The sequence below is a fragment of the Larkinella ripae genome (assembly GCF_054780775.1).
Genome location: NZ_BAAGVR010000023.1, coordinates 140,528 through 166,640, shown reverse-complemented (window position 1 = coordinate 166,640; position 26,113 = coordinate 140,528). Strand labels below are relative to the sequence as shown.

At 55.5% G+C, this 26,113-nt stretch carries 19 protein-coding genes; 9 read left to right on the top strand and 10 right to left on the bottom strand.

All coding sequences use genetic code 11. From position 1 onward, the window contains the following. Positions 1-43: 43 nt before the first annotated feature. The 3 genes from ACYVHX_RS18110 (at position 44) to ACYVHX_RS18100 (ending at position 3,460) form a co-directional block, all read left to right on the top strand. Positions 44-1,831 (top strand): purple acid phosphatase family protein, encoded by a 1,788-nt coding sequence (locus ACYVHX_RS18110; protein ID WP_460673082.1) that lies wholly within the window; start codon positions 44-46, stop codon positions 1,829-1,831. Positions 1,832-1,836: 5 nt separating this feature from the next. Then, positions 1,837-2,622, top strand: a complete 786-nt coding sequence (locus tag ACYVHX_RS18105) for a glycerophosphodiester phosphodiesterase (protein ID WP_460673081.1) — start codon at positions 1,837-1,839, stop codon at positions 2,620-2,622. Between the two features lie 94 nt (positions 2,623-2,716). Then, positions 2,717-3,460, top strand: a complete 744-nt coding sequence (locus tag ACYVHX_RS18100) for a lysostaphin resistance A-like protein (RefSeq protein WP_460673080.1) — start codon at positions 2,717-2,719, stop codon at positions 3,458-3,460. A gap of 18 nt (positions 3,461-3,478) precedes the next feature. On the opposite strand, the gene ACYVHX_RS18095 is transcribed toward ACYVHX_RS18100, so the two are convergent. The 5 genes from ACYVHX_RS18095 to ACYVHX_RS18075 all read right to left on the bottom strand — a co-directional run bounded on the left by ACYVHX_RS18095 (position 3,479) and on the right by ACYVHX_RS18075 (position 9,872). Continuing rightward, the gene (locus ACYVHX_RS18095) at positions 3,479-4,762 is read right to left on the bottom strand and encodes a sensor histidine kinase (protein WP_460673079.1); all 1,284 of its coding nucleotides are present in this window, start codon (positions 4,760-4,762) and stop codon (positions 3,479-3,481) included. Between the two features lie 102 nt (positions 4,763-4,864). After that, positions 4,865-5,047, bottom strand: a complete 183-nt coding sequence (locus ACYVHX_RS18090) for a hypothetical protein (RefSeq protein ID WP_460673078.1) — start codon at positions 5,045-5,047, stop codon at positions 4,865-4,867. Next, positions 5,037-6,248 (bottom strand): PepSY-associated TM helix domain-containing protein, encoded by a 1,212-nt coding sequence (locus ACYVHX_RS18085; RefSeq protein ID WP_460673077.1) that lies wholly within the window; start codon positions 6,246-6,248, stop codon positions 5,037-5,039. Before ACYVHX_RS18085 ends, ACYVHX_RS18090 begins: the two co-directional genes overlap by 11 nt. A gap of 24 nt (positions 6,249-6,272) precedes the next feature. Next, positions 6,273-7,475: a hypothetical protein gene (locus tag ACYVHX_RS18080; protein WP_460673076.1), complete on the bottom strand. Its 1,203-nt coding sequence runs from the start codon at positions 7,473-7,475 to the stop codon at positions 6,273-6,275. Between the two features lie 24 nt (positions 7,476-7,499). Then, a complete protein-coding gene (locus ACYVHX_RS18075; RefSeq protein WP_460673075.1) occupies positions 7,500-9,872 on the bottom strand; it encodes a TonB-dependent receptor in 2,373 nt (790 codons plus the stop codon). A gap of 134 nt (positions 9,873-10,006) precedes the next feature. Between ACYVHX_RS18075 and ACYVHX_RS18070 the strand changes: the two genes are divergently transcribed. Further along, positions 10,007-11,002 (top strand): helix-turn-helix transcriptional regulator, encoded by a 996-nt coding sequence (locus ACYVHX_RS18070; protein ID WP_460673074.1) that lies wholly within the window; start codon positions 10,007-10,009, stop codon positions 11,000-11,002. A gap of 12 nt (positions 11,003-11,014) precedes the next feature. Here the strand turns inward: ACYVHX_RS18070 and ACYVHX_RS18065 are convergent, their stop codons facing one another. Next, a complete protein-coding gene (locus ACYVHX_RS18065; RefSeq protein ID WP_460673073.1) occupies positions 11,015-12,298 on the bottom strand; it encodes a hypothetical protein in 1,284 nt (427 codons plus the stop codon). Positions 12,299-12,427: 129 nt separating this feature from the next. Here ACYVHX_RS18065 and ACYVHX_RS18060 point away from each other — a divergent pair, with 129 nt between their 5' ends. After that, entirely contained in the window at positions 12,428-13,663 is a 1,236-nt protein-coding gene (locus ACYVHX_RS18060) for a DegT/DnrJ/EryC1/StrS family aminotransferase (protein WP_460673072.1), read from the top strand. 98 nt (positions 13,664-13,761) lie between these two features. Next, positions 13,762-16,074, top strand: coding sequence for a hypothetical protein (locus ACYVHX_RS18055; protein ID WP_460673071.1), 2,313 nt, complete (start codon positions 13,762-13,764; stop codon positions 16,072-16,074). A 206-nt stretch (positions 16,075-16,280) separates the two neighbouring features. Here ACYVHX_RS18055 and ACYVHX_RS18050 read toward each other — a convergent pair whose 3' ends face one another. From ACYVHX_RS18050 to ACYVHX_RS18035, 4 genes are all read right to left on the bottom strand, one after another. Beyond that, positions 16,281-16,739, bottom strand: a complete 459-nt coding sequence (locus ACYVHX_RS18050) for a DUF1440 domain-containing protein (RefSeq protein WP_460673070.1) — start codon at positions 16,737-16,739, stop codon at positions 16,281-16,283. A 141-nt stretch (positions 16,740-16,880) separates the two neighbouring features. Then, positions 16,881-18,044 carry a DNA-binding transcriptional regulator gene (locus ACYVHX_RS18045; protein WP_460673069.1) on the bottom strand — a complete coding sequence of 388 codons (1,164 nt, stop codon included), beginning with the start codon at positions 18,042-18,044 and terminating at the stop codon, positions 16,881-16,883. An 88-nt stretch (positions 18,045-18,132) separates the two neighbouring features. Next, on the bottom strand, positions 18,133-19,383 hold the full coding sequence (locus tag ACYVHX_RS18040; RefSeq protein ID WP_460673068.1) for an MFS transporter: 1,251 nt from the start codon (positions 19,381-19,383) through the stop codon (positions 18,133-18,135). A gap of 3 nt (positions 19,384-19,386) precedes the next feature. Further along, complete coding sequence (locus ACYVHX_RS18035) at positions 19,387-21,969, bottom strand: family 20 glycosylhydrolase (RefSeq protein WP_460673067.1); 2,583 nt, start codon at positions 21,967-21,969, stop codon at positions 19,387-19,389. Between the two features lie 87 nt (positions 21,970-22,056). Here ACYVHX_RS18035 and ACYVHX_RS18030 point away from each other — a divergent pair, with 87 nt between their 5' ends. Genes ACYVHX_RS18030 through ACYVHX_RS18020 form a run of 3 tightly spaced genes read left to right on the top strand, consistent with a single transcriptional unit; the run spans position 22,057 to position 26,083 of the window. Continuing rightward, a complete protein-coding gene (locus ACYVHX_RS18030) occupies positions 22,057-23,196 on the top strand; it encodes an acyltransferase family protein (protein ID WP_460673066.1) in 1,140 nt (379 codons plus the stop codon). A 51-nt stretch (positions 23,197-23,247) separates the two neighbouring features. After that, positions 23,248-24,207, top strand: a complete 960-nt coding sequence (locus ACYVHX_RS18025; protein WP_460673065.1) for a metallophosphoesterase family protein — start codon at positions 23,248-23,250, stop codon at positions 24,205-24,207. A 4-nt stretch (positions 24,208-24,211) separates the two neighbouring features. Beyond that, positions 24,212-26,083, top strand: a complete 1,872-nt coding sequence (locus ACYVHX_RS18020; protein ID WP_460673064.1) for a hypothetical protein — start codon at positions 24,212-24,214, stop codon at positions 26,081-26,083. The last annotated feature ends 30 nt before the right edge of the window (positions 26,084-26,113 follow it).

Genomic DNA, 26,113 nt, shown 5'->3' with positions numbered 1-26,113 from the left:
AGTGTTTCCCGCAGCGGCTTTTTTGAATTCAGAATACCTTCCAATGAAACCCACCGTCCTTTTTGGCAGCGCGCTCGTTGCATTTTCTTCCTGTTTCTCCGCCTGCCAGACCACTTCCCCCGCCACCGATGCCAGCGTAAAAACCGTTATGGACGGGGCCGTCACCCGGCTTTACGAAACCCTGAAACCCGAACAACTCGACACGATCAGCCCAGCGTATGTGCTGAATTTTCTGACCGACGCCGAAAAAACCGCCCTGGCCACCCGGTACCTGACCTTTGAGGTGGATAAACCGGTGCTGGTTTCGCTGATGCGGCACCAGGATCAGAAAGTACCGCCCTTCTGGCTGGAATCCAGCGGTTTTCGGAAAACCGACCTGGTCGTTAAAAACGAGGAATACACCTACGAAGTCTGGCAAAAACCGTTCGATGCCGGCAAGGTGGCGCTGGGCATCAACGGCTTTGACAAACACCGGCCGGTTTATTTCATCAGCGTCGGGGCGCAAAAACCGGGTGATAACCTCAGGATTACCAACCTCTTTCCCGCTCACCAGACGCTCGATACCGTTCGGGTGGGGGCGTTTACGTACCACGACTGGAGCGATCTGACGCTGACCGAAGTGCCGGAATCACTGCGCGGGCAGACGCTTTTCCAGACGATTCGCGGCCGGGCGCGGGAAGCGCACCTCGTCGGGGCGTTTCGCAAAACCGACACGCCGGCCTCCGAAAAACCGGATCAGCTGCTGCAAACCTGGAGCGGTGATCCGACCCAAACGATGGACATTCAATGGCGAACAGCCGCCACGGTTCCGGACGGCCGGGTGCACTACTGGCCGAGCGGTTCAACCGATACGCTCTCGGCCACGGCATCGGTGTTCCGGATGGAAGATCGTCTGTTGCAGAATGACCGCTTTGCGAACCGGTTTACGGCGAACCTCACGGGGCTGAAACCGGGCGTTACGTACGGCTACCGGGTCGGCTCCAAAACCGGAAGCTGGTCGAAACCGGCGACGTTCCGGACGCAGGCGGCTTCGCCGGACGGTTTTTCGTTTATCTGGTTCGGCGATACGCACAAATCGCCGGACTGGGGAGCAATGGCGCGGCAAACGCTGGTCCGCCATCCGGAAATTGCGTTTTATTCCATCGCGGGCGATCTGGTCAGCACGGGCCTGCACCGCAACGAATGGGACGAACTCTGGCAGCATTCGGGTGGCATTTTCGCCCAAAAACCGCTGCTGCCCATTCCCGGCAACCACGACAGTCAGGACGGTCTGGGTGCGTGGATGTACCAGGAGATGTTTAGTTTACCGAAAAACGGGCCGAAAAACCCGGACGTTCCGGCGGAGCAGACCTACGCCTTTACGTACCAGAACGCACTTTTTCTGATGATCGATGCCACCTCCCCCGTCGAAGCCCAAACCGCCTGGATCCGGGAGCAGCTCGCCCGTTCGAAAGCCGACTGGACGTTTGCGTTTTTCCACTTTCCGCCTTACAATTTTGAGGAGGATTACGCCGACATTCGCCGGGAATGGTGCCAGCTGTTCGATCAGTACCACGTCGATATGGTGATGAGCGGCCACGTCCATTACTACCAGCGCACCAAACCGATGTTCGCCCAAAAACCGGTTTCGTCCCCCGCTCAGGGCACGATTTACACGATTTCAATCGGGATTCCGAGCGAGCATACGTTCTGGCCCGATGCCGATTACGCCCAGATTCGCTACAAGAATGGCCCGTTTTACCAGCAGCTGAAAATTGACGGCAAGACGCTGGTCTACACGGTTTTTGACAAAGACGGCAGGGTGAAAGATGCGCTGACGATAACGAAATGAGGGCGATGCACCAGTACTTACGCCTTCTGGTGTGGGCCGCTATCCAGCTTCCAGCAATGGCCCAGCCGCTGATTTCCGCCCACCGGGGGGCATCGCTCGGGGCCCCGGAAAACACGCTGGCGACGTTTCGGACGGTTCTGGAACGGCCCGTCAGCTACCTCGAAATCGATGTTCGGACGACCAAAGACGGCCAGCTGGTGATTCTGCACGACGGCCAGCTCGACCGGACCACCAGCGGTTCGGGGCCCGTGGAAAACCGGACGCTGGCCGAGGTAAAACAACTTTCTGCCGGAAAAGGGTATGACGGAAAATTTGAAACCGAGCGGGTGCCGACCTTGAAGGAGGTGGGCCGGCTCCTCCGCGACTGGAATAAAACCCACGCCCGGACCGTCAGGCTCTACGTGGATTGCAAAGCCGTGCAGCCTCAACCGCTGGTGGACGAACTGGCCGAATTGGACCTGCTGGCCGATGCGGTTTTTTACGGTTCCGATGCGTTTCTGGGATCGCTGAAACGGGTATTTCCGGGCACAAAGTGCATGCCTTCGCTGCGAAGCGCCGATGAAATGATGGACAAAATTCAGAACTTGCACCCCTACGCCTTTGACGTAAGGTGGTCGTCGCTTACTCCCGAACTGGTCCGGCAAATTCACGCCCGCGGCATTCGGGTCTTTTCGGATGCGCTGGGCTTTTTTGAGAACGCCGAACAGTACCGGAAAGCCGCCCAGATGGGCGTGGACGTCATTCAGACGGATTTCGTGGACCGGGTTCAGGAGGCATTAGAGAAACCATGAAGCAGCCCTCCCGATTGCGTCATCCATCGGTTAGCCAACCGGCACCGACCGACGAACTGCGTGACCAGAGAAACCAAAACCCTCCCCAACCGGAATGAAAACCGCCCTTAAACCGTTTTGGAATCGTTTTTTTCAATTCGATCAAACGTTTGGACTCGTGCTGCTCCTGCTCGTTTGCGTTCCGCGGTTTCTGGTTGTTCTCCGCGCCAACCAGACCGGCAGTTACCAGTCGCTTTCCCTGATCATGGTCGTTTCGGCGCTGCTTCCCTTTCTTTTTCTCACCAAATCCGGCCGAAAAATAAGCGGAATCACGAAACCGAAGCGGTTTTCCTGGCTCTTTTATTCGTTTCTGATCGGGATCGCCGGCAGCCTGCTGCTGTATTTTTTAGGGTACGGGCTTTACGCAAACACCTCCGACAACTGGTACACCTACATCGGCAGAACCTACCAGATACCGAATCCGATCAGCCCGGAAGACAAGCTGATCTATTTTTCCATTTTTGCCGCAACGGGCATGCTTTTTAGTCCCGTTGGGGAAGAGTTGTTCTTTCGGGGAATTGTTCACTCGAGTCTGGCCACCACCCTGGGCGACACCAAAGCATCGATCATCGACAGTCTGGCCTTTGCCCTCACCCACATCTCGCATTTCGGATTGGTTTATCTGGCGGGCGAATGGACTTTCCTGCCGGTTCCCGCGGTGTTGTGGGTGGCCGGCATGTACGGGGTAAGCCGGTTATTTTTTCAGTGTCGCTGCCAATCCGGATCAATTCTGGGGGCCATTAGCTGCCACGCGGGGTTCAATGCCGGCATGACCTACAGCATCTTTTACCTTTTGTGATCCGGGCGGGGAAGCGGCTCAGACGGTCAGCGGCAACTCCAGAAAGAAGGTCGTTCCCATCCCCGGCGCGCTTTCAAACCAGATGGTGCCGTGCTGGGCTTCGGCGTATTCCTTGCAGAGAAACAGCCCGAGCCCCACTCCTTTTTCCTGGTTCGTTCCATACGTCGGCTGGGCCTTTAGCGAAAATACCTGGTTTTTGTCTTCGTCCCGAATGCCCTCGCCGGTATCCGTGACGGAGATCAGCCCATTTTTCCCCGCCGACTGCACTTCCACCATCACCAAACCGCCGGGGGCCGTAAACTTGATGGCATTTCCGATCAGGTTCCGGACAATCAATTGAAGCATCGCGGCATCGGCCAGCACCGGCAGCGCCAGATCGGTCTGAAAGGCCAGTTGAATTTCTTTTTTGGAAGCCAGCGGTCTGTAGATTTCGATGATGGGCTGGACTAACTCGGAAACGTTCGCCGGTTTGAGCGAAACCGTGGTCCCTTTCATCTGGTTGGTTGACCACGACAGCAGGTTGAACAGCATATCCTGGGTGTAATTGATGCCATTCAGCAATTCGGATTCAATCTTTTTCCGTTCGGCCGCATTCAGATCAACTTCCTTCAGGATCTCCAGGTATTGCTGAACCGACGCCAGGGGGGAGCGCAAATCGTGGGAAACAATGGAAAACAGCTTGTCTTTTTCCTCGTTCAGCCGCTCCAGCACCACCGAGCGTTCTTCCACCCGCTTTTGCTCCACTTTGTAGGTTCCGGTAAAAAACCGGGTGCCGAAATACAGGAAAAAGACGGTAATCAGGTAAGTAGAGGCCAGATCGATGGTGTGCGTCAGCCGGCTTGGGTAGCCTTCAACAACTAAATCCGGATGCAGGTATTCGGCCGTCAGCAGCCCCAGCACGACCAGCACGTTCAGGGCAACCCACAACAACGCGTGCCGGGTCGGCCCGGCAATCAGGAGTAAAAACAGGGTCGTGATAAAACCGAGCAGCGACGAGCCCACCATGCCCGCGCAGTAGAAATAGTTGACGGCAAACAGCGCCGTAACGCCAAAACCGGCCAGCGTCAGGGCGGGCACGAAGCGGTTGCGGAGCCGGGTCAGGTAAAAAATGTAAAAACCGGTGAGAAAAAGCGCCAGGCAAATCCAGCCCGTTTCGGGCAGACCGAACGCAAAGCTGAACACCACATTGTAGCCCATCACCAGGATGGTTACCAGACAAATGCCGTGAAAAATACGCCCTTCGAGCGTGAACTCATCCGGACTGCCAATAAGTTTGTATAACGTTGCGCTAACGACTTTCAAACCGAATACGATCTACTCCGTGTTCGCGGCAAATATAGAGCCAAAAATGCCAACCGACTCAGAAAATTCGGCTTGAAAATCGCTCCGCAAAAACCGCCCAAGCTACCGGCGTCGGACCCGGGGCCGGTAGACAAACCGGGCGATCACCGCCAGCGGAATGCCCAGCGTCAGCCACGACAGCAAATCCATGAAACCGTCACCCACCAGGGCGGCAATCAGGCCAATCAGGCTCAGCCCGCCCAGTACCAGCGGAACACTCCAGACGTGCCAGAAGTTACGATTCATACCCGGCTCCTTTCTGCTCGCTGAGCGTTAAAATTTCGGATTCCTCCACGTTCTGGCCGTTTTTGGCCCGACCGGTTTTTTCCATCCGCTCGATCTTTGCTTTCGTGGCTTTGTTGCGCGCAAACCAGAGATACAAGCCGCTGCCGAGCACCACAATGGTGATGAGGTCAAAAACCGCCCAGATGATTTTCAGGGGCAGTCCGCCGTAATCGCCAAAATGCAGCGGCTGCGAGATAAACAGCGCGTTGACGTACCAGGGCATCTCACGCATGTCGGTCAACTGCCCGGTTTTGGCATCCACCAGCGCGGGCCGGACCAGGCGCTCCGTCAGGGGTGTTTTGCCCTTGACAAAAATGGCGTAATGGTGTTTGCTGCTGAAGCCCGTACCCGGATAAGCCGCCAGGTACGGTTCCATGCCCGGATCGGCTTTCCGGGCCACCGCAAACGCCTGATCGAGCGAACCGAGCTTGCCCGTCAGCGGAGGGACCTCTTTGTAGGGGGCCGTCATTTCGGAAAGCTGGCCGATCTGCCACAAGCCGAGCACCACCTCCGACAAGGTGTTGATGACGCCCGTAAAACCGACCACCGTGGCCCAGGCAATCGTTACCACGCCGAGCAGATTGTGCAGATCGAGCCACTTCAGGCGCGTGGATTTTTCGGTCCGGATCATCCCGAAATCAAACCGCTTCATGATCGGGCCGTAGAGCATCAAACCGGAAACGATGGCGACGATAAACAACAGCCCCATCAAACCCAGAAACAGCTTGCCACCGATGCCCATGAACATATCGACGTGCAGTTGCAGCATCACATACATAAAGCCTTCCTGGTAGTTCGGTTCTTCCAGCACCTTCGCCGTCCGCTCGTCGAGAATGACGGTTTTGAAGTTATCCGGCGGGGCATCGATGGAATCCGACAGGCTCAGCGCCACCGTGTTCGGCTGGTGCTCATCCCAGTATAAAAACCGGATCACTTTGCTGGGGTTGGCTTTCAAACCGGTTTCGACTAACTGGTCCAGGCTGGCTTTGGGCGTATTGGCGGGCATGGCGGGGGCCAGCTGCTTGCCTTCCAGTTCCTCAATCTCCTCGTGGAAGATCAGCGGCAGCCCCGTCAGGCAGAGCATCAGCAGAAAAACCGTGCAGATCAGGCTGGTCCACTTGTGAACCTGAAACCAGGTTTTGACACTTTGGGTCGTGCTCATGGCGATCAAGTGATGGGGTTGAGTTTATTGTAATTTGGCAAATCCCCACGTAAAACCGTCGTGGGGATTGTTGAACACCTGCGTGGCTTTGGTGCCATCCAGCACGTAATAGCCGTCAATTTTCTGGGTTTTATTCTTTACCCAGAAGTAAATTTTGCCGTCAATCTCGGTGATGGCCTGCTCGTTGGCGAAGCTGTAATGGTGCAGCGGCATGCCCTCGATTTTGGTCTTCTGCATCGTGGCCATGTCAACCACGTAATACTCCCAAATAATGGACTGCAAGTTGCTGAAATCCGGTTTCAGCGGCTCGGTCGGCACTTCGATGTAGATTTTCCCGCCTTTTACCAGCGCGGTTGAGATGGCCATCGACGTCTGAAAATCCGTTCCTTTCAGTTTCCAGGTGCGGTCAAAATCCGTCTCTCCTTTTTTGATCCGGAGCACGGCCGGGTTCGTAAAACCGTCGGTCAAACCGGAGCTGTACAGATACAGGGCGCCGTCGTCGCCCATCGACCACATTTTGTTGCCGGACGACCCCCAGCCAACGCCCCGCTGCCCGTCGTATTTGATCGTCTTGTCCAGCTTGTCGGTCGCCATGTCAATGACGGCGAACTCGACATAATTGTACAGATCGTCGCCGAAGCCCTGCAGCGCTTTGGTGCCGTACGTGATGCCCGCGTAGAGTTTCCCTTCTTTGGCCGCCAGCGTGTGCTTGCCGATGACCTGGTATTCCACGCCCGCTTTTTGCAGCGACGACAGGTCGATTTCGCCGGTCCGCTGCATGGTGGTCGGGTTGAATTTTTGCAGTTTCAGCGTGCCCCGGGTTTCGTCGAGGTAATAACCGCTGGTTTCGGACACCACCAGAAACTGCGTTGATCCGGCAATAAAACCGGCGTCTTTGATGCTGCCGTCGTCGGCCACCGTAAACTTCTGGAGCCCTTCTTCACCCGCGACACTGGTCCGGTTAAAAACCCATTTGCCGAAGGTCCGGAAGCCGAACGACATCGAAAGTTGCAGGGATTTCGCCTGGATATCGTTGACCGTTCCGGCGGGCATTCCGTTGAAAGCCGTCAGGTAACCCGGCGGCTCGAACTGCACGACATCGGTCATCAGCACGTATTTGGCCTTGTCGGTCGGGGTGGGCGAATCGTCGGTGGAACTGGTTGAACAGCCCGCCAGAGCGGCCAGCGCCAGGCAGGACAGAGCAAATCGGGTGAGTGCGTTCTTCATGGGATTTGGGTAAAAATTGAAACGTTATTTCAGGATGTAATTGACTTTCAGGTGCAAACTCCGGCCCGCGTTCTGAATCCTGAAATTGTCAAAAACCGGACTGTCGAAAAGATTCTTGGCCTGCAAACCGACCGAAAACCGCTCATTGACCGGCTGGTAGGTGAAGCCCAGCGAATGCAATTGCTGATTCGGAATGATGTTCGGCGCGTCGAACCGGGCCCGGCCCCACAAGCCCAGAAAACCCGCCGGTTCCAGTGCTTTCGGAATGTAATCCAGGTAGTATTCGCGGACGAACATGAAATAGTAGTAGACGCTCAGCCGGTCGCGACCCGCAAACAGGTGCGGCAGCGTGGCATTCAGCCCCAGGTTGGCAAAAAAGTAAGGCGTATTTCGCAGGCGCGCACCTTCCGTCACCCGGTTTCCGGTATCGTACAGCCGAAAGTTCTGCCAGGTAAAATTGCCGTTGGCCCGCAGCCAGCGCGTCAGCGACCACCCGGCATCGGCTTCCAGGCCCAGCCCGCGGACGTTGTTTACATTCTGATTCTGGGTAAAGAAAATATCCACCGGTACGCGCAAAATCAGGTCGCGGGTGATCCGGTAAAAGGTGTTTAGCTCGAAACTGTACCGACCCGGTTTTTCGGTCCGAAAACCGGCGTTGAAATTGGTGCTACGCTCCGGTTTCAGCTCAAAATTGGAGCGGTGAAAATTGCCGTCCCCGAACAATTCGTCCTGCTCCGGCAGCCGGGTGGCCACCTCCGCCGACGCCCGGACAAAGGTGTTGGCGCCCAGTGAAACTTTGGCCGCTTCGGCAATTCCCCAGCGGTTGGCGGTTTGCAAACGCGGTAGTTCGGTGCCGATATAATCCGTATCGACCGCATCAACGCGGGAATGATAAAATTTGACAATCAGATTGTTAACTAGTTTTTCATCGAACCCTTTTGATTCCAGCCCGAGCGCCGTGATCAGTTTGTAGTAGTGCGCAGTTGGGGCCAGAATGTCCATACCGTTTTTGAAAGTCAGCCCCAGCGGGTCACGCCCGTTGCGAACCGCCCTGGTCGATACGACATTCAGTTCCAGCTTGTTGTGATCGTTAAGCTGGTAGCCCAGGTTGGTGCGGGAGGTAAAATAGGAAAAGGCAATTGCGGCCAGCGAACCGCGCGTCGAAGTTTCACCCGTGCGCGACGGACTCGGCCTGAAGTTGCCGTACCAGTCGTAAACACCCCGCGCCGTGTCGATCTGCTGGACGTGGATGGTGCTGGTGGTCAGAAACTGGTCGAGACTCAGTTTCCGGAACGCCTTGCGGTACCGCAACGTCGGAATCAGCGAATGCTGCTGGCTCAGCGATGCGCCAAAGGGTTGCGCCATCGTCGAGCCGTACTGGTTTTGCCGGTCGATCCGGAACCAGGTGACCCCCAGCCGCAATTCGTCGGCCCAGCGCGTGTTGGCAATACCGCCGTAGGCTTCGGCGTAGTAATTCGTGAATTGGTTGTGGAACAAGCGCACCGTCGCGTTGCTGCGGGCTGCGGTTTCCAGATCGGTGACCGTCACCTTGACTTTGTAGTTGTTGTCGGAGCGGTTAACAAAGGCATCGGCACCCACGAAAAATTTCCGGGTGGTATCCGAATACAACATATTCAGCGAAGCCCGGTGGGTGTTGAACGACGCAATTTCGTAGGAGGCTTCGGCGTAGCGGTAGAGCGATTTTTTGGTCACCATGTTAACGGCTCCGCCCAGGGCATCGGCGCCTAAGCCGGTGGGCAACACGCCCTTGTAGACCTCCACCCGTTCGAGCATATTGACCGGCACCAGCGCAATGTTGTAGCCCGCGCCGAGGTAATCCAGCGGAATGCCATCCTTGAAGTTCTTGATGGCCCGGTCCTGAAAACCGTTCATCATCAGTCCCGCGTTAGAGCCTAATCCGCCGGTTTGCCGGATGCGGATTCCGGCCGAGCGATTCATCAACTCAACGAGCGTAGACGGCTGTTCCTGAACAACTTTCGTATTGATTACTTCGGCCTTGATGGGAAGTTCTTTGGCCTGCTGCGTTTCGGACTTGCCCCGAACCTGCACTTCCGCCAGTTCGCTGGCGTCCTCCTCCATAACCACCGTCAGGCGCACCCGCTTCTGCCCCAGCGAATTGATGGATTTCACGACGGTTTTATAACCGACATGGGTCACCTGAATGGGATGAATGCCTTCGGGAATTGCCGCCAGTTCGAACGAACCGTCGGCGCGGGTGGTCGTATACTTTTTCAGTTCGATCAGGTTCACCGTGGCACCCGCCAACGGGTCGCCTTTTTCGGTTTTGACCGAGCCGGTCCAGCGCGTTGCGGGACTTTGAGAGTGGGCGATCCGGGCAATGAACAAAAGAAATAAAATCAAAAATCTTTTACTCATTGTGGGTCAATACGATAAGGATCATTACTTTTGATTATTAAGACTAATTCTTAATAGCCAGCAAATGTAGCCGTTTCGCTCGGGTCAGAACTAACGTCGTATGCAGTATTAATGACGCGAGAAGCAGAAATTCCATGAAAATTGTATTTAAATCGGAGGACCTTGAAGAAATCCAGCACGTTCGAGAATACACGGACGGCTATTTGGTTCCAAACGAGATTGGCCTGAGCGAATACCGGGGAGAATTCAATTACAAAGGTATTTATTCCCGATCACAGCGGATTCACCTCAACGGACTGTTTATTTCCCTATTTCAGGTGAAGCACGAACAGGCTTTCACTCAACACATTGAGAGCGACTTTCCGTATTTACAGATGCATTTCGAACTAACTACCGGCGGCTGTGTTTATTTGCCCAGCGCCCGGTATGAGCCGGATACGAACATTCGGACCGGTCGTCATTCGCTGCTCTTTTACCCCGCGCTGAAAGGCAATCTGACCTACCTGGAAACGCCCCTGGCTTCCAGCGTTGAAATTGAACTATCACTGGATTTCCTGCGTCGTCTGTTTAATCAGGATCTGGAGCAGCTGGGTCCGTTCGGAACCCTTATTGAGAAGAACCGGCCGGGTTTGCTGGGCGACCGCAGTTACCCGATTACGGCCCGGATGAAAGAAGTCTTAACCGATCTGCGGGATTGTCCCTACGTCGGCATCCTGAAGCGCATCTACCTGGAGGCCAAGGTCTGCGAATTGCTGACGCTGCAAATCGACCAGATCACGAACGAAAAAACCGCCCCGCCGAGCCTGAAAAAAACCGAAGTTGATAAACTCCACGAGGTGAAAGACCTCCTGAGCCAGAACCTGACGACGCCGTACTCCATTGAACAATTGTCGCGCATGGTCGGGCTGAACCGCACCAAATTGCAGGAAGGTTTCAAAGCCCTGTTCCACACCACAGTTTTCGGTTACCTGACCGACTGCCGGATGGAACAGGCGAAAGCGTTGATTTTAACGGGTTCGTTTGAGACGATTGCCGAAGTTTCCAACCTGATCGGGTACAAAAACCACCAGCATTTTACGGTCGCCTTCAAGAAAAAATTCGGGTATCTGCCCCGCGAACTGAAAGCCTAGCTTGCAGGACTTTCATTCAAACCGCCGGTTCATGCCTTTTAACTCGCCGTGCGAATGAATAGCAATCAGCGTTATGAGGGCGATAAAAGCGAGCACCACCGCGAAGCCCATCGCCCACCGCCCCGCATACAGTCCCCGCTGGGCAAAACCCGGTTTTGCTTTTCCGATCAGCAGCGAAACAACCAGCAGATTGCCAACGTAGAGGTACTGCTCAACCCGGTACGTGCTCATAAACGCACCAGTAATCAGAAAGCTCAAAGCCGTGTATAAGGCAAAATGGCCGGTAAAAAACGTCCGGACATCGTTATAATCGTACTGAATCAGCCCCGCCGACTTCCGCCCGTAATACTGGCGGAACCAGATCGCGCTGGTGATCAGAATGGCGGCCAGCGCCACCAGCCGAACCGTCCCGATCAATCCCGCTACATCGCCCGAGCTGATTTTGGAATACGTTTCTTCGAGTCGTTTCAGTTCAAAGGTTTGATCCCAGACCACAAACGGAATGAACAGCGCCACCATCAGCAGCGGAAACCCGATGCGGCTTCGCTTCGGGGCTTCTTCCGCCGGTTTCCAGGCCGACGTGAAGGTTCCGTAGGCCATTCCGGCGCCCCCAAAAAAGCCGAGGGAATACTCCATCACGTTCCAGAAATTGAATTTAAGGCCGGAAACATGGCCCATCACCTGCAAAAAATTGCCGAATGCAAAACCAAACCCGCCCCCTAAGCCCGCAAAAACCGCCACGCGCAGGGCCGAATACTGCTCCGTTCGGTACAGAAACCAGGTCAGCGCAAGCGCCATGCCCAGACAGGCCGCCCACATTTCCGAGCGGGGTGGCGTCATCAGCCAGCTCCACTCCTCAATCAGCAAAAAGTAAACGATCACCGCCCCGGCCACCATTTCCACAATGAGCTGGTGCCAGCGCACCCGGTTTCGGGCCGAATCGGCCAGCGCCAGGCCGACCAGTCCGCCCCCAATAAAACCGTATAGCCCGCCGATCACGAACAGCATCACCAACCCATAATAGACGTTCACAAAGTCGATGCCCCGGCCGTAGCCCACCACAATGCCGTAGCTCATGATGCCGCCAATGCCCCAGCCAATCGCACCCGCCAGCGCCACCTGAAACAGCCGGGCGTACCAGTCGCCCCGTTTGGCCACGAGCAAAACCGCCACCGCGCCAATGCTTCCGGCCCAGGCCGCACCCTGTTCGTGGCCAAACTGGCCCCGAATGGCCCAGGCCGTCCCCATCGACATGCCCGCAACGAGCAGGCTGTAAGCAAGTGATTTCGAATTCATTCCGGTTTAGGAAAAGGGTTTGGGCGTAATACGACCGCCCCCGCCAAACGGGCTATTCGCCCGAAAATTTCTCTGCTTGCAATAGCCTGAATTTTGGCGAATCCCGTATTTAGGATGATTCAGAACACTATGAAAAATCCTACTACGACGGAAATCCTGGCCTTCGACGGGGGCGAAAAAACCGTGCAGTCTCAGTTTCCCTGGCCGATCTACGACGAAAGCGACGTGCAGGCGGTGGCCGAAGTGGTGCGGAGCGGACGTTGGGGCAATCCCGACTGCGGAGATGTTGTGGCCGCTTTCGAGCAGGAATTTGCCGCTTACTGCGGCACGAAATACGCCGTTAGCTGCGTCAACGGCTCGGTCTCCCTGCGGCTGGCGCTGATGGCCTGCGGTGTGCGGCCCGGCGACGAGGTGATTGTTCCGCCCTACACGTTTATTGCCACCGCTTCGACGGTGCTCGAAGTCAATTGCGTACCGGTTTTTGTCGACATCGACCCGGATACCTACAACCTCGATCCCAGCGCCCTTGAAGCGGCCATCACGGACCGAACCAAAGTAATTATTCCCGTTCATTTTGCCGGCCTGGCCTGCGACATGGATGCCATACTGGAAATTGCCCGCCGTAACAACCTGAAAGTCATTGAAGATGCCGCCCACGCCCACGGGGCCGAGTACAAGGGCAGAAAACTCGGCTCCCTCGGTGATGCGGGCAGTTTTAGTTTTCAGTCGTCCAAAAACCTGACGAGTGGTGAAGGTGGTATGGTGGTGACCAACGATGAAAACCTGTACCGGATGATGGCGTCGCTGCGCAATGTGGGCCGGATGGAAGGACATCAGTGGTACGACCATTTCAATCCCGGCTGCAACTACCGCATCACCCAGATGCAGGCCGTGCTCCTGTCGCACCAACTTCAACGGCTGGACGAACAGACGGCTTTACGAAATGACAATGGCCGGTACCTGACCGAATTGCTGGAAGGCATTGATGGCATTACGCCCTTGAACCGGGACGTTGCCGAAACCCGGCATGGTTACCATCTGTATATTTTCAAATACAATTCGTCGGCGTTTGGCGGACTTTCCCGGCTGGATTTTGTGGCCCGGCTGGCGGCTGAGGGCGTTCCGTGTTCGCCGGGCTATCCGCACCCGCTCTACAAACAGCCGGTTTTTCAAAACAAAAATTTCATGTGTTACGCCATTCCCGACTCGGTGGATTACACGACGGTGTATTGCCCGGTGGCCGAGCGCGCCTGTCGCGAGGAAGCCGTCTGGATTTTTCAGCACGCGATGCTGGGCAGCCGGGAAGCTATGCAATCCTTCGCCGAAGCCATTCGTAAAATCCAGCGGGTTGTATCGCAAAGTTGAGCGGAGAATATTATTCCTTTTTCCTCCGCTTAATTCAAACATCTCCGCTCAGCCGCCCGGCGGCCCCGTCCGCGATAAAGCCCTTTCTCCTCAATCTGATGAAAATTCTTCTCCTCCTCTCCTACCTTATTCCTTTTCACCTCGCTGCGCAACCCATCAACTTTAAAAACGCGGCTATTCTGGTAGCGCCTTCCGTTCCGGCGCCCATGCGCACCACCGCGCCCCAGATGCTGACGGAAGAAATTGCGAAACGCACCCAGATCACGCTGAAGCAAACCCAAACCGCATCGGCCGGAACCACGATCATCCTGGCGCTATCGTCGGATCAGACCGTTGCGGGAAAAACCGTACCGACCCGCACCGGTACCGACCGGCCCGAACAAAAACCGGAAGGATTTCGGGTGGTGAGCGAAGGCAACACCCTCTGGATTCTCGGAGCCGACGCGCGCGGCATTCTGTTTGGTTCGGGCTGGCTGCTGCGGAATCTGAAAATGGATGCCAAACGGCTGGAACTTCCCGGCCCCGTCGAAGTCGCCAGCGCCCCGGCTTACCCGATTCGCGGGCATCAGTTGGGGTACCGCACCACCGCCAATTCGTACGATGCCTGGAACGTGGCCCAATTTGAGCAATACTACCGGGAGCTGGCCATCTTTGGCACCAACGCCATCGAAGGCATTCCGTTTCACGAGGGCGAATCCAAAAGCCCGCATTTTCCGGTGCCGCCCAAAGAAATGCAGGTCCGAATGAGCGAATTGTGTCAGAAATACGACATGGACTACTGGGTCTGGACTCCGGCCACGTTTGAACTGACCGATGAAGCCCAGCGCAAAGCCGAACTGGAGAAACACGAAACGTTCTACCGCGCCTGCCCCCGGCTCGATCACATTTTCTTTCCCGGCGGTGATCCCGGCGACAACCACCCGCGCGAAGTCATGGCGTTTCTGAAAGACCTGCACGACCGCCTGATTTCGCACCACCCCAACGCCAAAATCTGGATTTCGTTGCAGGGCTTCAGCACGGAACAGATCGACTATTTTTACCGGTACCTCGCCGAAAAAAAACCGACCTGGTTGCAGGGCGTCGTGTCGGGACCGAGCAGCCCACCGATGGCCGAAACCCGGTTTCGACTGCCGAAAACCTACCAGCACCGCGAATACCCCGACCTGACGCATAACGTGCGCTGCGAGTTTCCGGTCGAACGCTGGGACCAGGCGTATGCCCTCACGCTGGGCCGCGAAGCCATCAACCCCCGGCCGTTTTTCTTCGCCCAGATTCACGGAAAATACGCGCCGTTTACCGACGGTTTTGTTTCGTATTCCGATGGGTGTCACGATGATATCAACAAGGTGATCTGGAGCCAGCGCGGCTGGGACCCCGGCAAGGATGTCAACGAAATTCTAGCCGAATACTGCCGGTTTTTCTTTGGCTCGGCGCTGGCGACCGATGCCGGCGACGGCATTCTGGCGCTCGAAAACAACTGGCAGGGGCCGCTCGCCCAAAACGGCGGGGTCGAGGCCACGCTGGCTTTCTGGGACAAGCTGGAAACCGCTCATCCGCAGCTTAAAACCAACTGGCGCTGGCAAATGCTGCTCCTGCGCGCTACGTACGATGCCTACACCCGTCGGCGGCTAATTTACGAGCAAAATCTGGAACAAAAGGCCAATGCGCTGCTGGTTCAGGCCAGCGAACCGAATTTGGAAAAGACGCTGGCGCAGGCCTTGACACTCGTTAACAAAGCCGATTCGGAGCCGGTTTCGCCCGAATTGCGAAAGAAAATCGAAACCTTGTGCGCGGATCTGTTTGCGTCAATTGGGTTGCAAACCAGCGTGCCGAAATACCGGGCGAAGAACTTTGAACGGGGCTGCCTGCTCGATTTTGTGGATTATCCGCTCAACAACCGCTGGTGGCTGACCGACGAGTTCACGAAAATCCGGGCTCTGAAAACGCCGAAAGAGCAACTCGCGCGTCTTGCGGTGATTGCCAATTGGGAAAATCCCGGCCCCGGCGGTTTTTACGATGACGTGTCGAGCGGCAGCAAAAGCCCGCGGGTGAAAAGTATTTCCGAGGATGCGACGGACATTGCCTGGTGGGACAATGGATCGAGCCGCAAACGTTTATCGACGCAAACCTTTCAGAATGAACCCGTTCTGGAATATGCCAACCTTAATCCCGGCGCTCGCTACGTGATTCGGGTCGCCGGTTTTGGCGATGCCCTGCTGCGGGTCGATGGCCAGCGGCTGCACCCGACGGTTTACAACAAAGAACTGGAGTCGTTCAAAGAGTGGATTGTGCCCCTCGCGCTCACGCAGGACGGCCGCATTTCCGTCTCCTTCGACGAACCCGAGGAGTCGCACCTCAACTGGCGGCAGCATTCCAAAATCTCGGACGTGTGGCTGCTGAAGCAGGAGTGACGGTTTTCAGTTTACGGTTTACGGTTTTCAGTTTCCGGTTTTTAGTATACGGTTTTCAGTATACGGTTTTCGCGAGGACTGACATTCGGCGTTTAACATTCGCTATTCATAATTCGCTATTCAAAAAGATATTGCATTCGCTACCAAAGCGTCGGCCCACCATATACCGAAAACCGTATACCGTAAACCGTATCCCGAAAACCGCCTTACCTTTTTGCAGAAAAATACCGATGGACAATCAGTGCGATGGGCAGACCGATGCAGACCATCAAAATGACCAGATTGAGCAGGGCGCTTTCCAGGGTCAGCGGGGCCCTGGAAACGTTGGTCAGCGGCACGATAACGAGGTTCATCATCCCCCAGACAAAACCGCCGTACAACAGCCCACTCAGATACTTATGCTTCCGAAAGAGCGGCAAGGCCGGAAAGATCAGGTAATAAAACAGGGTGAAGGAAAAGGCAATCAGGTAGTGGAAAAGTAACCCGTACCAAATCATTTCGGGGCCTGCCGTAAAGGCGGTTTTTCCAAAAACTCCGCTGGCCACGTACCGCAACACCGCAGTGGCATTCATCCGGCCCAAAATGGTGATGGCCGCGGTAATGTCCAGCGTCCCGGCGACCAGGCCCGCCAGCAAAATCGTTTTCAGCGGTGAAGGTGTTGGCATAGGTTGTAAGGGTTATTTCACGGAGATCAGCAGCGTAAAACGAAGTGTAACGGAGGCAATACAGGCAGGTATCTGCACAACTATTTTTTTTCCGCTAAACCGCACGGGCGGCCCCGTCTGCGAAACAATTTTCTACTCCACTCACTTCCCGGCCAGGTACCGGTTTCGGAATTCAATCGGTGTGCAGCCCTTCACCTGCCGAAACTGCCGGGCAATGTTTTTGCTGTCGGTCAGGCCCATGTCGAGCGCAATTTCAAAAACCGTCATGTCGGTTTCCAGCAGTTTCTGCGTGAATTTTTCGATCCGGAGGTTAAAGATATACTTATAAATCGGATACCCCGTGATCGTAAAAAACCGCTTCTCCAGGGCCCGGCGTGACAGCGGAACCTGTCTGACAACCTCCTCGACCTGCAAGTTTTTGTCGATATTCTGGTGGATAAATTTCAGCGACGAGGCAATGTAATCGTCGTTCGTAGCGTAAATATCCGTCGAATGGCGCGTCACGATCTGCGTGGGTTTCACCACGATATCGTAATAATCGTTCGCGCCCGTCCGGATCATCTGGTCGAGCAGCCGGGCCGAATCGTAACCGCCTTTTTCGGCATCCAGCGCGATGCTCGACAAAGGCGGGTCCGACAATTCGCAAATCATTTCGTCGTTATCGACTCCCAGCACGGCCACCTCTTCGGGGATACGGATGCCGGTTTGCCGACAGGCTTCGGTGATGTGCTGCCCCTGGCGGTCGTCGCAGGCCATGATGGCAATTGGTTTTGGCAACGACTGCAACCACTGGCTCAGCGAACTCGGTTTGTAGTACCACAACTCGCTCGACTGCGCCTTGGTGTGTTCAAACGAATGGACCGCAAACCCGGCTTTTCTGATGTGCGTTTCATAGCCTTCGGCCCGCTCCCGCGACCAGACAATGTCTTTAAAACCGTAAAAAGCAAAGTGGGTGAACCCTTTTTTCAGGTAATAATCGGCCGCCATTGCCCCGGCCTCGCGGTAGGCTCCGGTGATGTTCGGAATCTCGTCGAATCGCTCTTTGAAATCCTGGGCAATAACCGCGATGCCGGCGGTGCTGAAATCAGAAATTTCGGTGTCGTTGTAAAATTGCCCGATAATGCCATCGGCGCCCCACTCCTTCGCCCACTGCAAAATCCCTTTGATCCCGATGGTTTCGCGGTAAAATAGCGGCATCCGGCAAAACACCCAGGGCCCGTGCGCCCGCGAATACTTCGTCACCCCTTTCAACAGGCTCTTGCTGTACTCTTCCGCAAAGTCGATCAGGAGAATGATTTTATACATGATGCTTAAGCAGCGTTATTTCGCAGAGTTGAGCGGGGCTTCTGCTAATCCCTAAAAATACTGCTCAACTCCGCGAAATAACGCCAATTTACGCGAAAAGCTCCTTCAAACTCTTCACCGTGGCGTTGTTGACCAGCGGCCGCGCCCAGATGCCGATGCTGAAAATATACCCTAACGTCAATAGCAAAAACAACATCGCCAGCCGCAGCCCCACCAGTTCGGCCAGTCCCCCGACGATGAGCGGCACCACGGCCCCGCCCGCAATGCCGGTACAAAGAATTCCCGAAAACGTCCCGTGGTGGTGCGGCACGGAATTCAGCGCCAGCGACACGATGATCGACCACATTACCGAGGCAAAAAAACCGGTTAGCGGAAAGGCATACAACGCCAGATCGACCGGCCCGAACAAACCCGCCAGCAACGACCCGATGGCCCCGGCGGCAAACAGCATGAGCACCCGGCGGCTGTCAAATAGTTTCAGCAACAGCAAACCGAGCAGGCAGCCGACGGTCAGCAAACCCCAGAAATAGGCAATGACGGTCGCACCCGTCGTGGCCGGATCGACGCCGTGGTAGGTTTGCAGGAATTGGGAGGTCCAGTTGGCGATGCCCTGTTCGGTGCCGACATAAGCGAAAATCCCGCAGAAAAACCACAACACGGTTTTGTTGCCGAGCAGGTCTTTAAACGCTTTCCCGGTATCAATTTTCTCGTCGTCTCTCCGTTCTACTTCGGGAAACCGGACGAAAAAAATCACGCCGACCATCAGCAGGGCCGTCACCGCAAACACCCAGTACAACGAAACCCACTTCAGGTTTTCCGGCACCAGCTGGTCAAAAACCGGGATGAGCCCCGACGTTCTGCCGGTATGCACATTGCCCACCAGGTAACTGTATAGCAACGGACTCAGAAACGAAGCCGCCCCGAAAAACAACTGCGCCAACACCGAATTGAACGCAAACTGGGCTTCACCACCCGCCACGCGCAGCAGCGGATTGATCACCACCTGCAACATGGCCATGCCCAGACCGATGAGAAACAGCGACAACAGCGCCACCGAAAAACCGGGCATCAGTGCGAACAGCAGGGCTCCGGCAAACGCCAGAAAAAACGCCACCAGCAACACCGGTTTTTCCCGGTATCTCTCCACCAGAAGACCCGACGGAATCGACATGACACCGTAGGCCACAAAAAAGGCAAACGGCAGAAAACCGGCCAGCCCGATGCTGAGTTGAAAACTGGAAATAATATCGGGGATGAGTGGCCCCAGAATGTTGGTCAGAAACGAAATAACAAAGAAGATGAGCAGAATCAGGATGACAATCAGGCCGTTGCGCTTCATAGGTCACTTCGAGTTCTCGGCCACAATTACCGACCGGCTCGACCGGCCGGCCGCATCAAAACTCTTCAATTTAACCGTACCTGACACCTTTACGGGCGCCGAGTACAGGCTCGACTGCGTCGTTGGTTCGGAGCCATCGGTGGTGTACCGGATGTTCAGCCCCGGATACTCGATGTTGGCCTTCAGTTCGCCATTCTGCAAAACCGCTCCCGGCAGTGGCAAACGGTAATTGTAGCCCTTGTTGAGCACCGCCAGCCGCGGCATTTCGCGCTGCGCCAGCGTATTGGCGAAAATATTCCAGCCTTTTTGCATTTCTTTTTCGCGGGCGTCGCGGTTTTCGATGGTTTCCCACGGACGTTCGGCGGCCCAGGCGCTTTCGGCAAAACCCAGCAGCTTCGGCAGCGTCGCGTACTCCATCATATCCCGTCCTTTGACGGTTTCGCACCAGAGCTGCGATTCCAGACCAATCACATTTTTACGCGCTTCCGGTTTCATTTTTTCCAGACCGGCAAAATTCAGCGGTTTACCCATCGAGGTGCGATACGTCGTTTTAAACATATCGAAGGGTGCAAAAGCCCAGTTGGCGCGGGTGTCGACAAAACCGCCCCAGTACAGACCCGGTTCCTGCGGATCGTTGTTGTAGGCCAGATCGAAATAGAAATTGGTGACGTTACACAGCACCACCGGGTAGCCCGCGTTCGCCAGCCGATTGCCCAGATCCAGGTCGTAAATGTTGTTCCAGATGTACGGCACCACCTTTTTATTGACGAACTCCGGATTCGGCAGGTATTTGCCCTCCGGCGATTTGTTCAGCGCCACTTCCTCCCAGCCGTGGATTGCCAGATTCCGTTTTTCGAGCCGCTTCAGCAGTTTGCCGAAGAAATACGATTGCAGGTTTTTGGGGTCTTTCACCGCCGGGTTCTCTTTCAGCAACTGGGCCGCCTGGGGCGATTTCGTCCAGACTCCTTCGGGCACCTCGTCACCGCCCGCGTGGAAGGTATCGAGCTTCAGCCCGGCTTCGGCGTACAGTTTGGTGATCTCGTCCACCACTTTTTCGTAAAAATGATAGGTCGATTCGCGGGCCACGCTCACCACGTTGTCCTTGTAAGCCTGCGCCGACAGATAGACCGATTTGTCGTCCGGATCGATCAGGCGGTATTCATTGGCTTCCTTTTCCTTGCCTTCCTTCATCAGCCGTTCGTACCGGGCTTCCATCGCCTTGATGGCCGCGCGGGCGTGGCCCGGAAAATTCAATTCCGGAATCACTTTGATGTGCCGTTCGGTGGCGTATTTCAGAATTTCGACAAAGTCCGCTTTGGTGTAAAAACCGCTTCCGTACTTGCCTTCTTCGTAGGCTTTCGGCCCCGAACCGTAGGACGGGTGCAGCACGGACGCGGCCATGCCTCCGGCGGTGTGCTCGCGCTGGGCGCCCACCTGCGTCAGCTCCGGCAATCCGTCGATTTCGACCCGCCAGCCTTCATCTTCGGTCGTATACAACAAAAAGTGGTTGATCTTGTAATGCGCCAGCAGGTCGATTACCCGCAAGACGGTTTCTTTCGTCTGGAAATTCCGACTGACGTCGAGGTGCATGCTCCGGAACGGAAACCGGGGAGCATCTTCAACCTGGGCAAAACCGAGGGTGACGGTTTTGGCCGGTTTCAGGTACGCTTCCGTCGGCACGAGCGCCAGCAAACTCTGAATGCCGTAAAACACGCCAGCCGCATCGGCCCCGGTAATCGCAACCCCGTTGGCGTCGATGCCCAGCCTGTAGGCTTCCTTCGCAATTCCGTTCACCGAAACCGGACCGGTTTTCAACACAATGCCTTTGCCGGAACCCGCCCCGCTCTGCACCGAGAAGTCGCTGTTGGTCAGCTCCTTCAATTTTTTGCTCAAAAACCGGGCTTCGCTTTCCAGGCCGTTGCCGTAATAAATCGAGAGATTGTTATCCAGATTCAGCGTTCCGGCACTGGTGGTCAGTTTGACCGGCGACGGCACGATTTTCTGCAATTGTCCCGCGTCGATCAGGCTCAGCGCCAGATTGTCCTGATACCGTTTGGCCGCGGTATAGAGCGGTAACAAATCGTCTTTTCCGCGCAGTTGCTGCTCTTTTCTGGAAAACGGCAACGCCCGGTAATTGGCAACCTGTACGATATTTCCCTCTTTTCCGTCCTTGTCGTAGAAAACAAAATAAAGGCCGAGCGGAGCGTCGGTCAGTTTGATTACGGCTTCGGTGCCCGCATACCGCACTTCAGTTGAATCGCCGGACGCCAGCGCAAAGCCCGCATTCGGAGTCATTTTATACCAGTCACCGTTAATGTGCTGAACCGTAGCCGGTTGTGGAGTTTTGTTCGCCAGAATGGGCCGGGGTGACATGTTGAAAAACAGCGCCCAGTTTTTGTCATCAAGGGCCCGGTCGCTGTGGTTGACGAGGTTGAACCGGGCTTCAAAACCGTTTTCGACCTCGGTGAAATTGCTCACCAGTTCCCAGGTGACGGCAATTTCGCTGGTTTCGTTTTTGGAAGATCGGCAGCCATTCAACAGCAGTAAAACGGCGAGCAAAACCGTGACACAAAAAAAGTTACGCATGAAAGGGTCAGTTAAGTAGCCTTAATATTACGGAATTGAGTACTAAAAATACCACTGGCTATCCAAGACTTTTTCACGTCTGCTTCGATGCTTACCCAAACGAACCCCCTGACGTTGCCCGCCGATGCGCCGGAATCCGGGCCCAGCCGGTTGATCTCACTCGATGCCCTGCGCGGTTTTACAATTGCAGCCATGCTGCTGGTCAATTTCCCCGGCGACGGCGACCACGTTTACCATCCTTTGCAGCACACGAAGTGGAACGGTCTGTCGTTTACCGATCTGATTGCCCCGTTTTTCCTGTTTATCATCGGCGTATCCATCGTTTTCGCCTACTCGAAGCGGCTGGAAAGTGGGGCGCCCAAAGGTGATCTGTACCGGAAAATCGCGGTGCGCTCGGCCAAGATTTTTGCCGTCGGAATGGTTCTGAATCTGCTGCCAACTTTCGATTTTAACGCTATCCGCTGGACCGGCACGCTGCACCGCATCGCGTTCGTCTTTTTAATCTGCTCGCTTATCTTCCTGAATACCACCTGGAAACAGCAGTTCTGGATCGGCATCATCACCCTCATTGTCTATTGGCTGGCCCTGACCCAAATCCCGACGCCGGGTTACGAACAGGTGATGCTCGAACCGGGCAAAAATCTAGTAGCCTGGTTTGACCATCTGTACCTACCGGGCCGGATGTGGCAGGGAACCTGGGACCCTGAAAGCATCCTCAGCACCTTTCCATCAGCGGTTTCCGGGCTGACCGGGCTGCTGGCCGGACGCCTGATGATCAGCACCTTAGCGCGGACGGAGAAAGTCGCCTGGCTGATGACGGCCGGGGTTTTTACGGCCGCAGCCGGGTATGGCTGGAGCCTAGTGTTCCCGGTCAACGAAAACCTCTGGACCAGTTCGTTCGTGCTGATTACCTCCGGTTTTGCGGCCTTGCTGCTCGGTGCGGTTTACTTTCTGGTCGATGTCCGGGGGCGTACCGGTGGCACCCGATTGGGCATCATTTTCGGGGCCAACGCCATTGCAGTTTACGTTATGGGCGATCTGCTTTCCATTCCGTTTTACTACCTGAAATTCGCGGGTCAGTCCCTTAACGAACGGGTGGTCGGAGCCATCACCAGTTTGGGGTTTGATCCGCGGTTTGGTAGCCTGGTGTACGCCCTGATCTTTGTTGCGATCAACTTTATTCCGGCGTATGGGCTATACCGTAAAAAGATTTTCATCAAACTTTAACAGGAAGAACGCGGATTGAACCAACCTGGCGGATTAAAACCGGAAATTCGAATGAAACAAGTCCTTTACGTAACGCTTATTTTTTGTCTGACTACTGCCGTTTCATTTGGCCAAAACAATGGTATTAAAAAGGTAAAATTCGGCTTGTTCACGGACGTCCACATTCCCACGATGCACGACGGAGAAGCCCGGCTGACGGCGTTTATGGACAGCATGAAAACCGCCCGGCCCGACTTCATCATTGAACTTGGCGATTTTATTACCCCCGCCGAAAAGTATGCCCCGGCATTCGCCATCTGGAAGAACTATGCCGGTAAAAAATACAACGTCATTGGGAATCACGAAATGGACGGCGGCACGTCGCTCGAGCAGGCGCTGGCGTATCGGAACATGACGTCATCCTTTTATACGTTCGATCAGAACGGTTTTCGGTTTATTGTGCTGGACGGCAATGATAAAAAAACGCCGGATGTGAAGGGCTATCAGCAGTACATCGGTCCGGCGCAGCAAACCTGGCTGAAAGCCGAACTGGCAAAAGCCACCACGCCCGTTGTCATCTTCTCGCACCAGGGTTTAGGTCCGGATGGCGTGGACAATTCCGCCGAAATCCGGACAATTCTGGAAGCGCATAATGCGAAAACGAAGAAGGCCAGAATCATCGCCAATTTTTACGGCCATATTCACTACGACCGCGCCGAAGAAGTAAACGGCATCTGGTACGTCTGCGTCAATTCCATGTCTTATAAATGGCTCGGTGAAGAATACGGTCACGTTCGGTACAGCGACGAAATTGATAAAAATTACAAATGGATTAAATACACGGCACCGTACAAAGATCCGCTGTACACCGTGATCGAAATTTCCACCGACGGGGTGATTAAAATGGCCGGCAAGAAATCGGAATGGGTCGGTCCTTCGCCCTGGAAAGTTGGCTATCCCACGACCGATCAGGAATACGACCGGCCCGAAATTCGGGCGCGAACCCTGCGGTTTTCGCCCATGAATCACTAGTAAAATGAGCTTGTTAACCCCTCCCCTTTTTGTTCTGTTTTTCTTAGTCGGAACCTCGGTCTTGGCCCAAACCGGCAGCCCGGCCGAGCCGGTGCGGTATGTGGGTGGCGAAACCGTGGATCCAAACGTCCACGACGGCCGGCTCCGCTACGCCATCGGCGTCGAAAGCCGCCAGACCCTCCGCGTCAACCGCAGCCACCCCGAACTGGCCGACGGCCACGGCTGGACGTATAATCACGCATCGAACCTTTGTTACTGGAACAACACCTTTTACCAGCAGTATTTGAGCAACCCGGTCGATGAGCACGTTGCCCCCGGCCAAACGCTGGTGACAACTTCCAAAGACGGTCGGCAGTGGAATAAACCGGTTGTGGTTTTTCCGCCCTACGTGCCCCCGGCTGATGTTAAACTACCGGACAGTTCCAGCGGTTACATGATGCACCAGCGCATGGGTTTTTACGTCGCGCCCAACGGCCGGTTGCTGGTACTGGCGTTCTACGGCCACGCGGAAGACCCTTTCAAAGAAGGCGGCATCGGGCGGGTGGTGCGGGAAGCGTACAAGGATGGCTCCTACGGCCCGATTTACTTTATCCGGTACAGCAGTCACAAAACCGTGAACGGCGTTCAGTGGAACGAAACCAATACCGCTTATCCGTTTTACAAAACCGCCAAAGATGCCGGTTTTCTGGAAGCCTGTAACGCCCTGTTAACCGACAAACTAGTGACGTTCCAGTGGTGGGATGAAGACCGGGGGCTCGACGGTTTTTACGGTGGGAAAGAAGCCCGCGAAGCCCTGTCGTATTACCACCGGAAAGACGGAAAAGTGGTGGCTTTGTGGAAACGCTCGCACAGCGCCCTGTCGTCCGATAACGGGCAAACGTTTTCCAAACCGGTGAAGACCCCGACCTTTATAATGGCGGGTGGCAAGCAGTGGGGACAACGCACGGAGGACGGTCGGTATGCGATCTGTTACAACCCGATCGAGATGGATGAGCACCGGTTTCCGCTGGCGATGGCAACGGGCGACGACGGTATTATTTTCGATAACCTGCTGATTGTCCAGGGTGAAGTGCCCGCCCGGCGGTTTTTTGGTCGCTGGAAAGATTTTGGCCCCTGCTACGTTCGCGGCATCGAGGAAGGCAACGGCAACCCACCGGGCAACGACCTCTGGCTCAGCTACAGCATGAACAAGGAGGACATCTGGGTCAGCCGGATTCCGACGCCGGTCCGGTATGCGGTCAAAGGTCCGGTTGCGGATCATTTCGACGGTCTGCAACAGAACGGCAGCATTCCCGACTGGAACGTGTATGCGCCCCAATGGGCTCCGGTTGCGGTGGTCCGGACACCGGAAAAAACCGGAAACTGTCTGGAACTATCCGACAAGGACCCCTACGATTACGCCCGCGCCATCCGGGTTTTCGAGGCAGGAAGCCGGATTGAAACCAACCTCAAAATCCGCGCGGCCCAGAACCATACGGGCAGCCTGGAAATTGACCTGACCGATCGCTACGGCAACCGCCCCGTTCGGCTGCGGTTCGACGAAAAAGGACACATTGTGGTGACCAGCGGCAGTCAGGAAAAAACCGTACAACCCTACCGACCCGGGCAGTGGTACGAGTTGACGTTTACCGTTGATGCCCGCCTGAACGGCAGTTACGATCTGGCCATTGACGGCAAAAAAGTCGTCGAGAAAGCGGCTATGGCCGAAGCCGTGAAATCGGTGGAGCGATTGTCCATCCGAACCGGGCCGTACCGGGATTTGCCCAACCGGAAAACCCCCAATGAAGAACCGGGTCCGCCCCTGCCGGGTGCCGACGAACCCGTCCCCCCGGCCGTATTTTACGTGGATGACGTTCGAATTAAAACCGTCAACTAAGCAGTCGCCGGCCAACTGCTGGCTACCAAA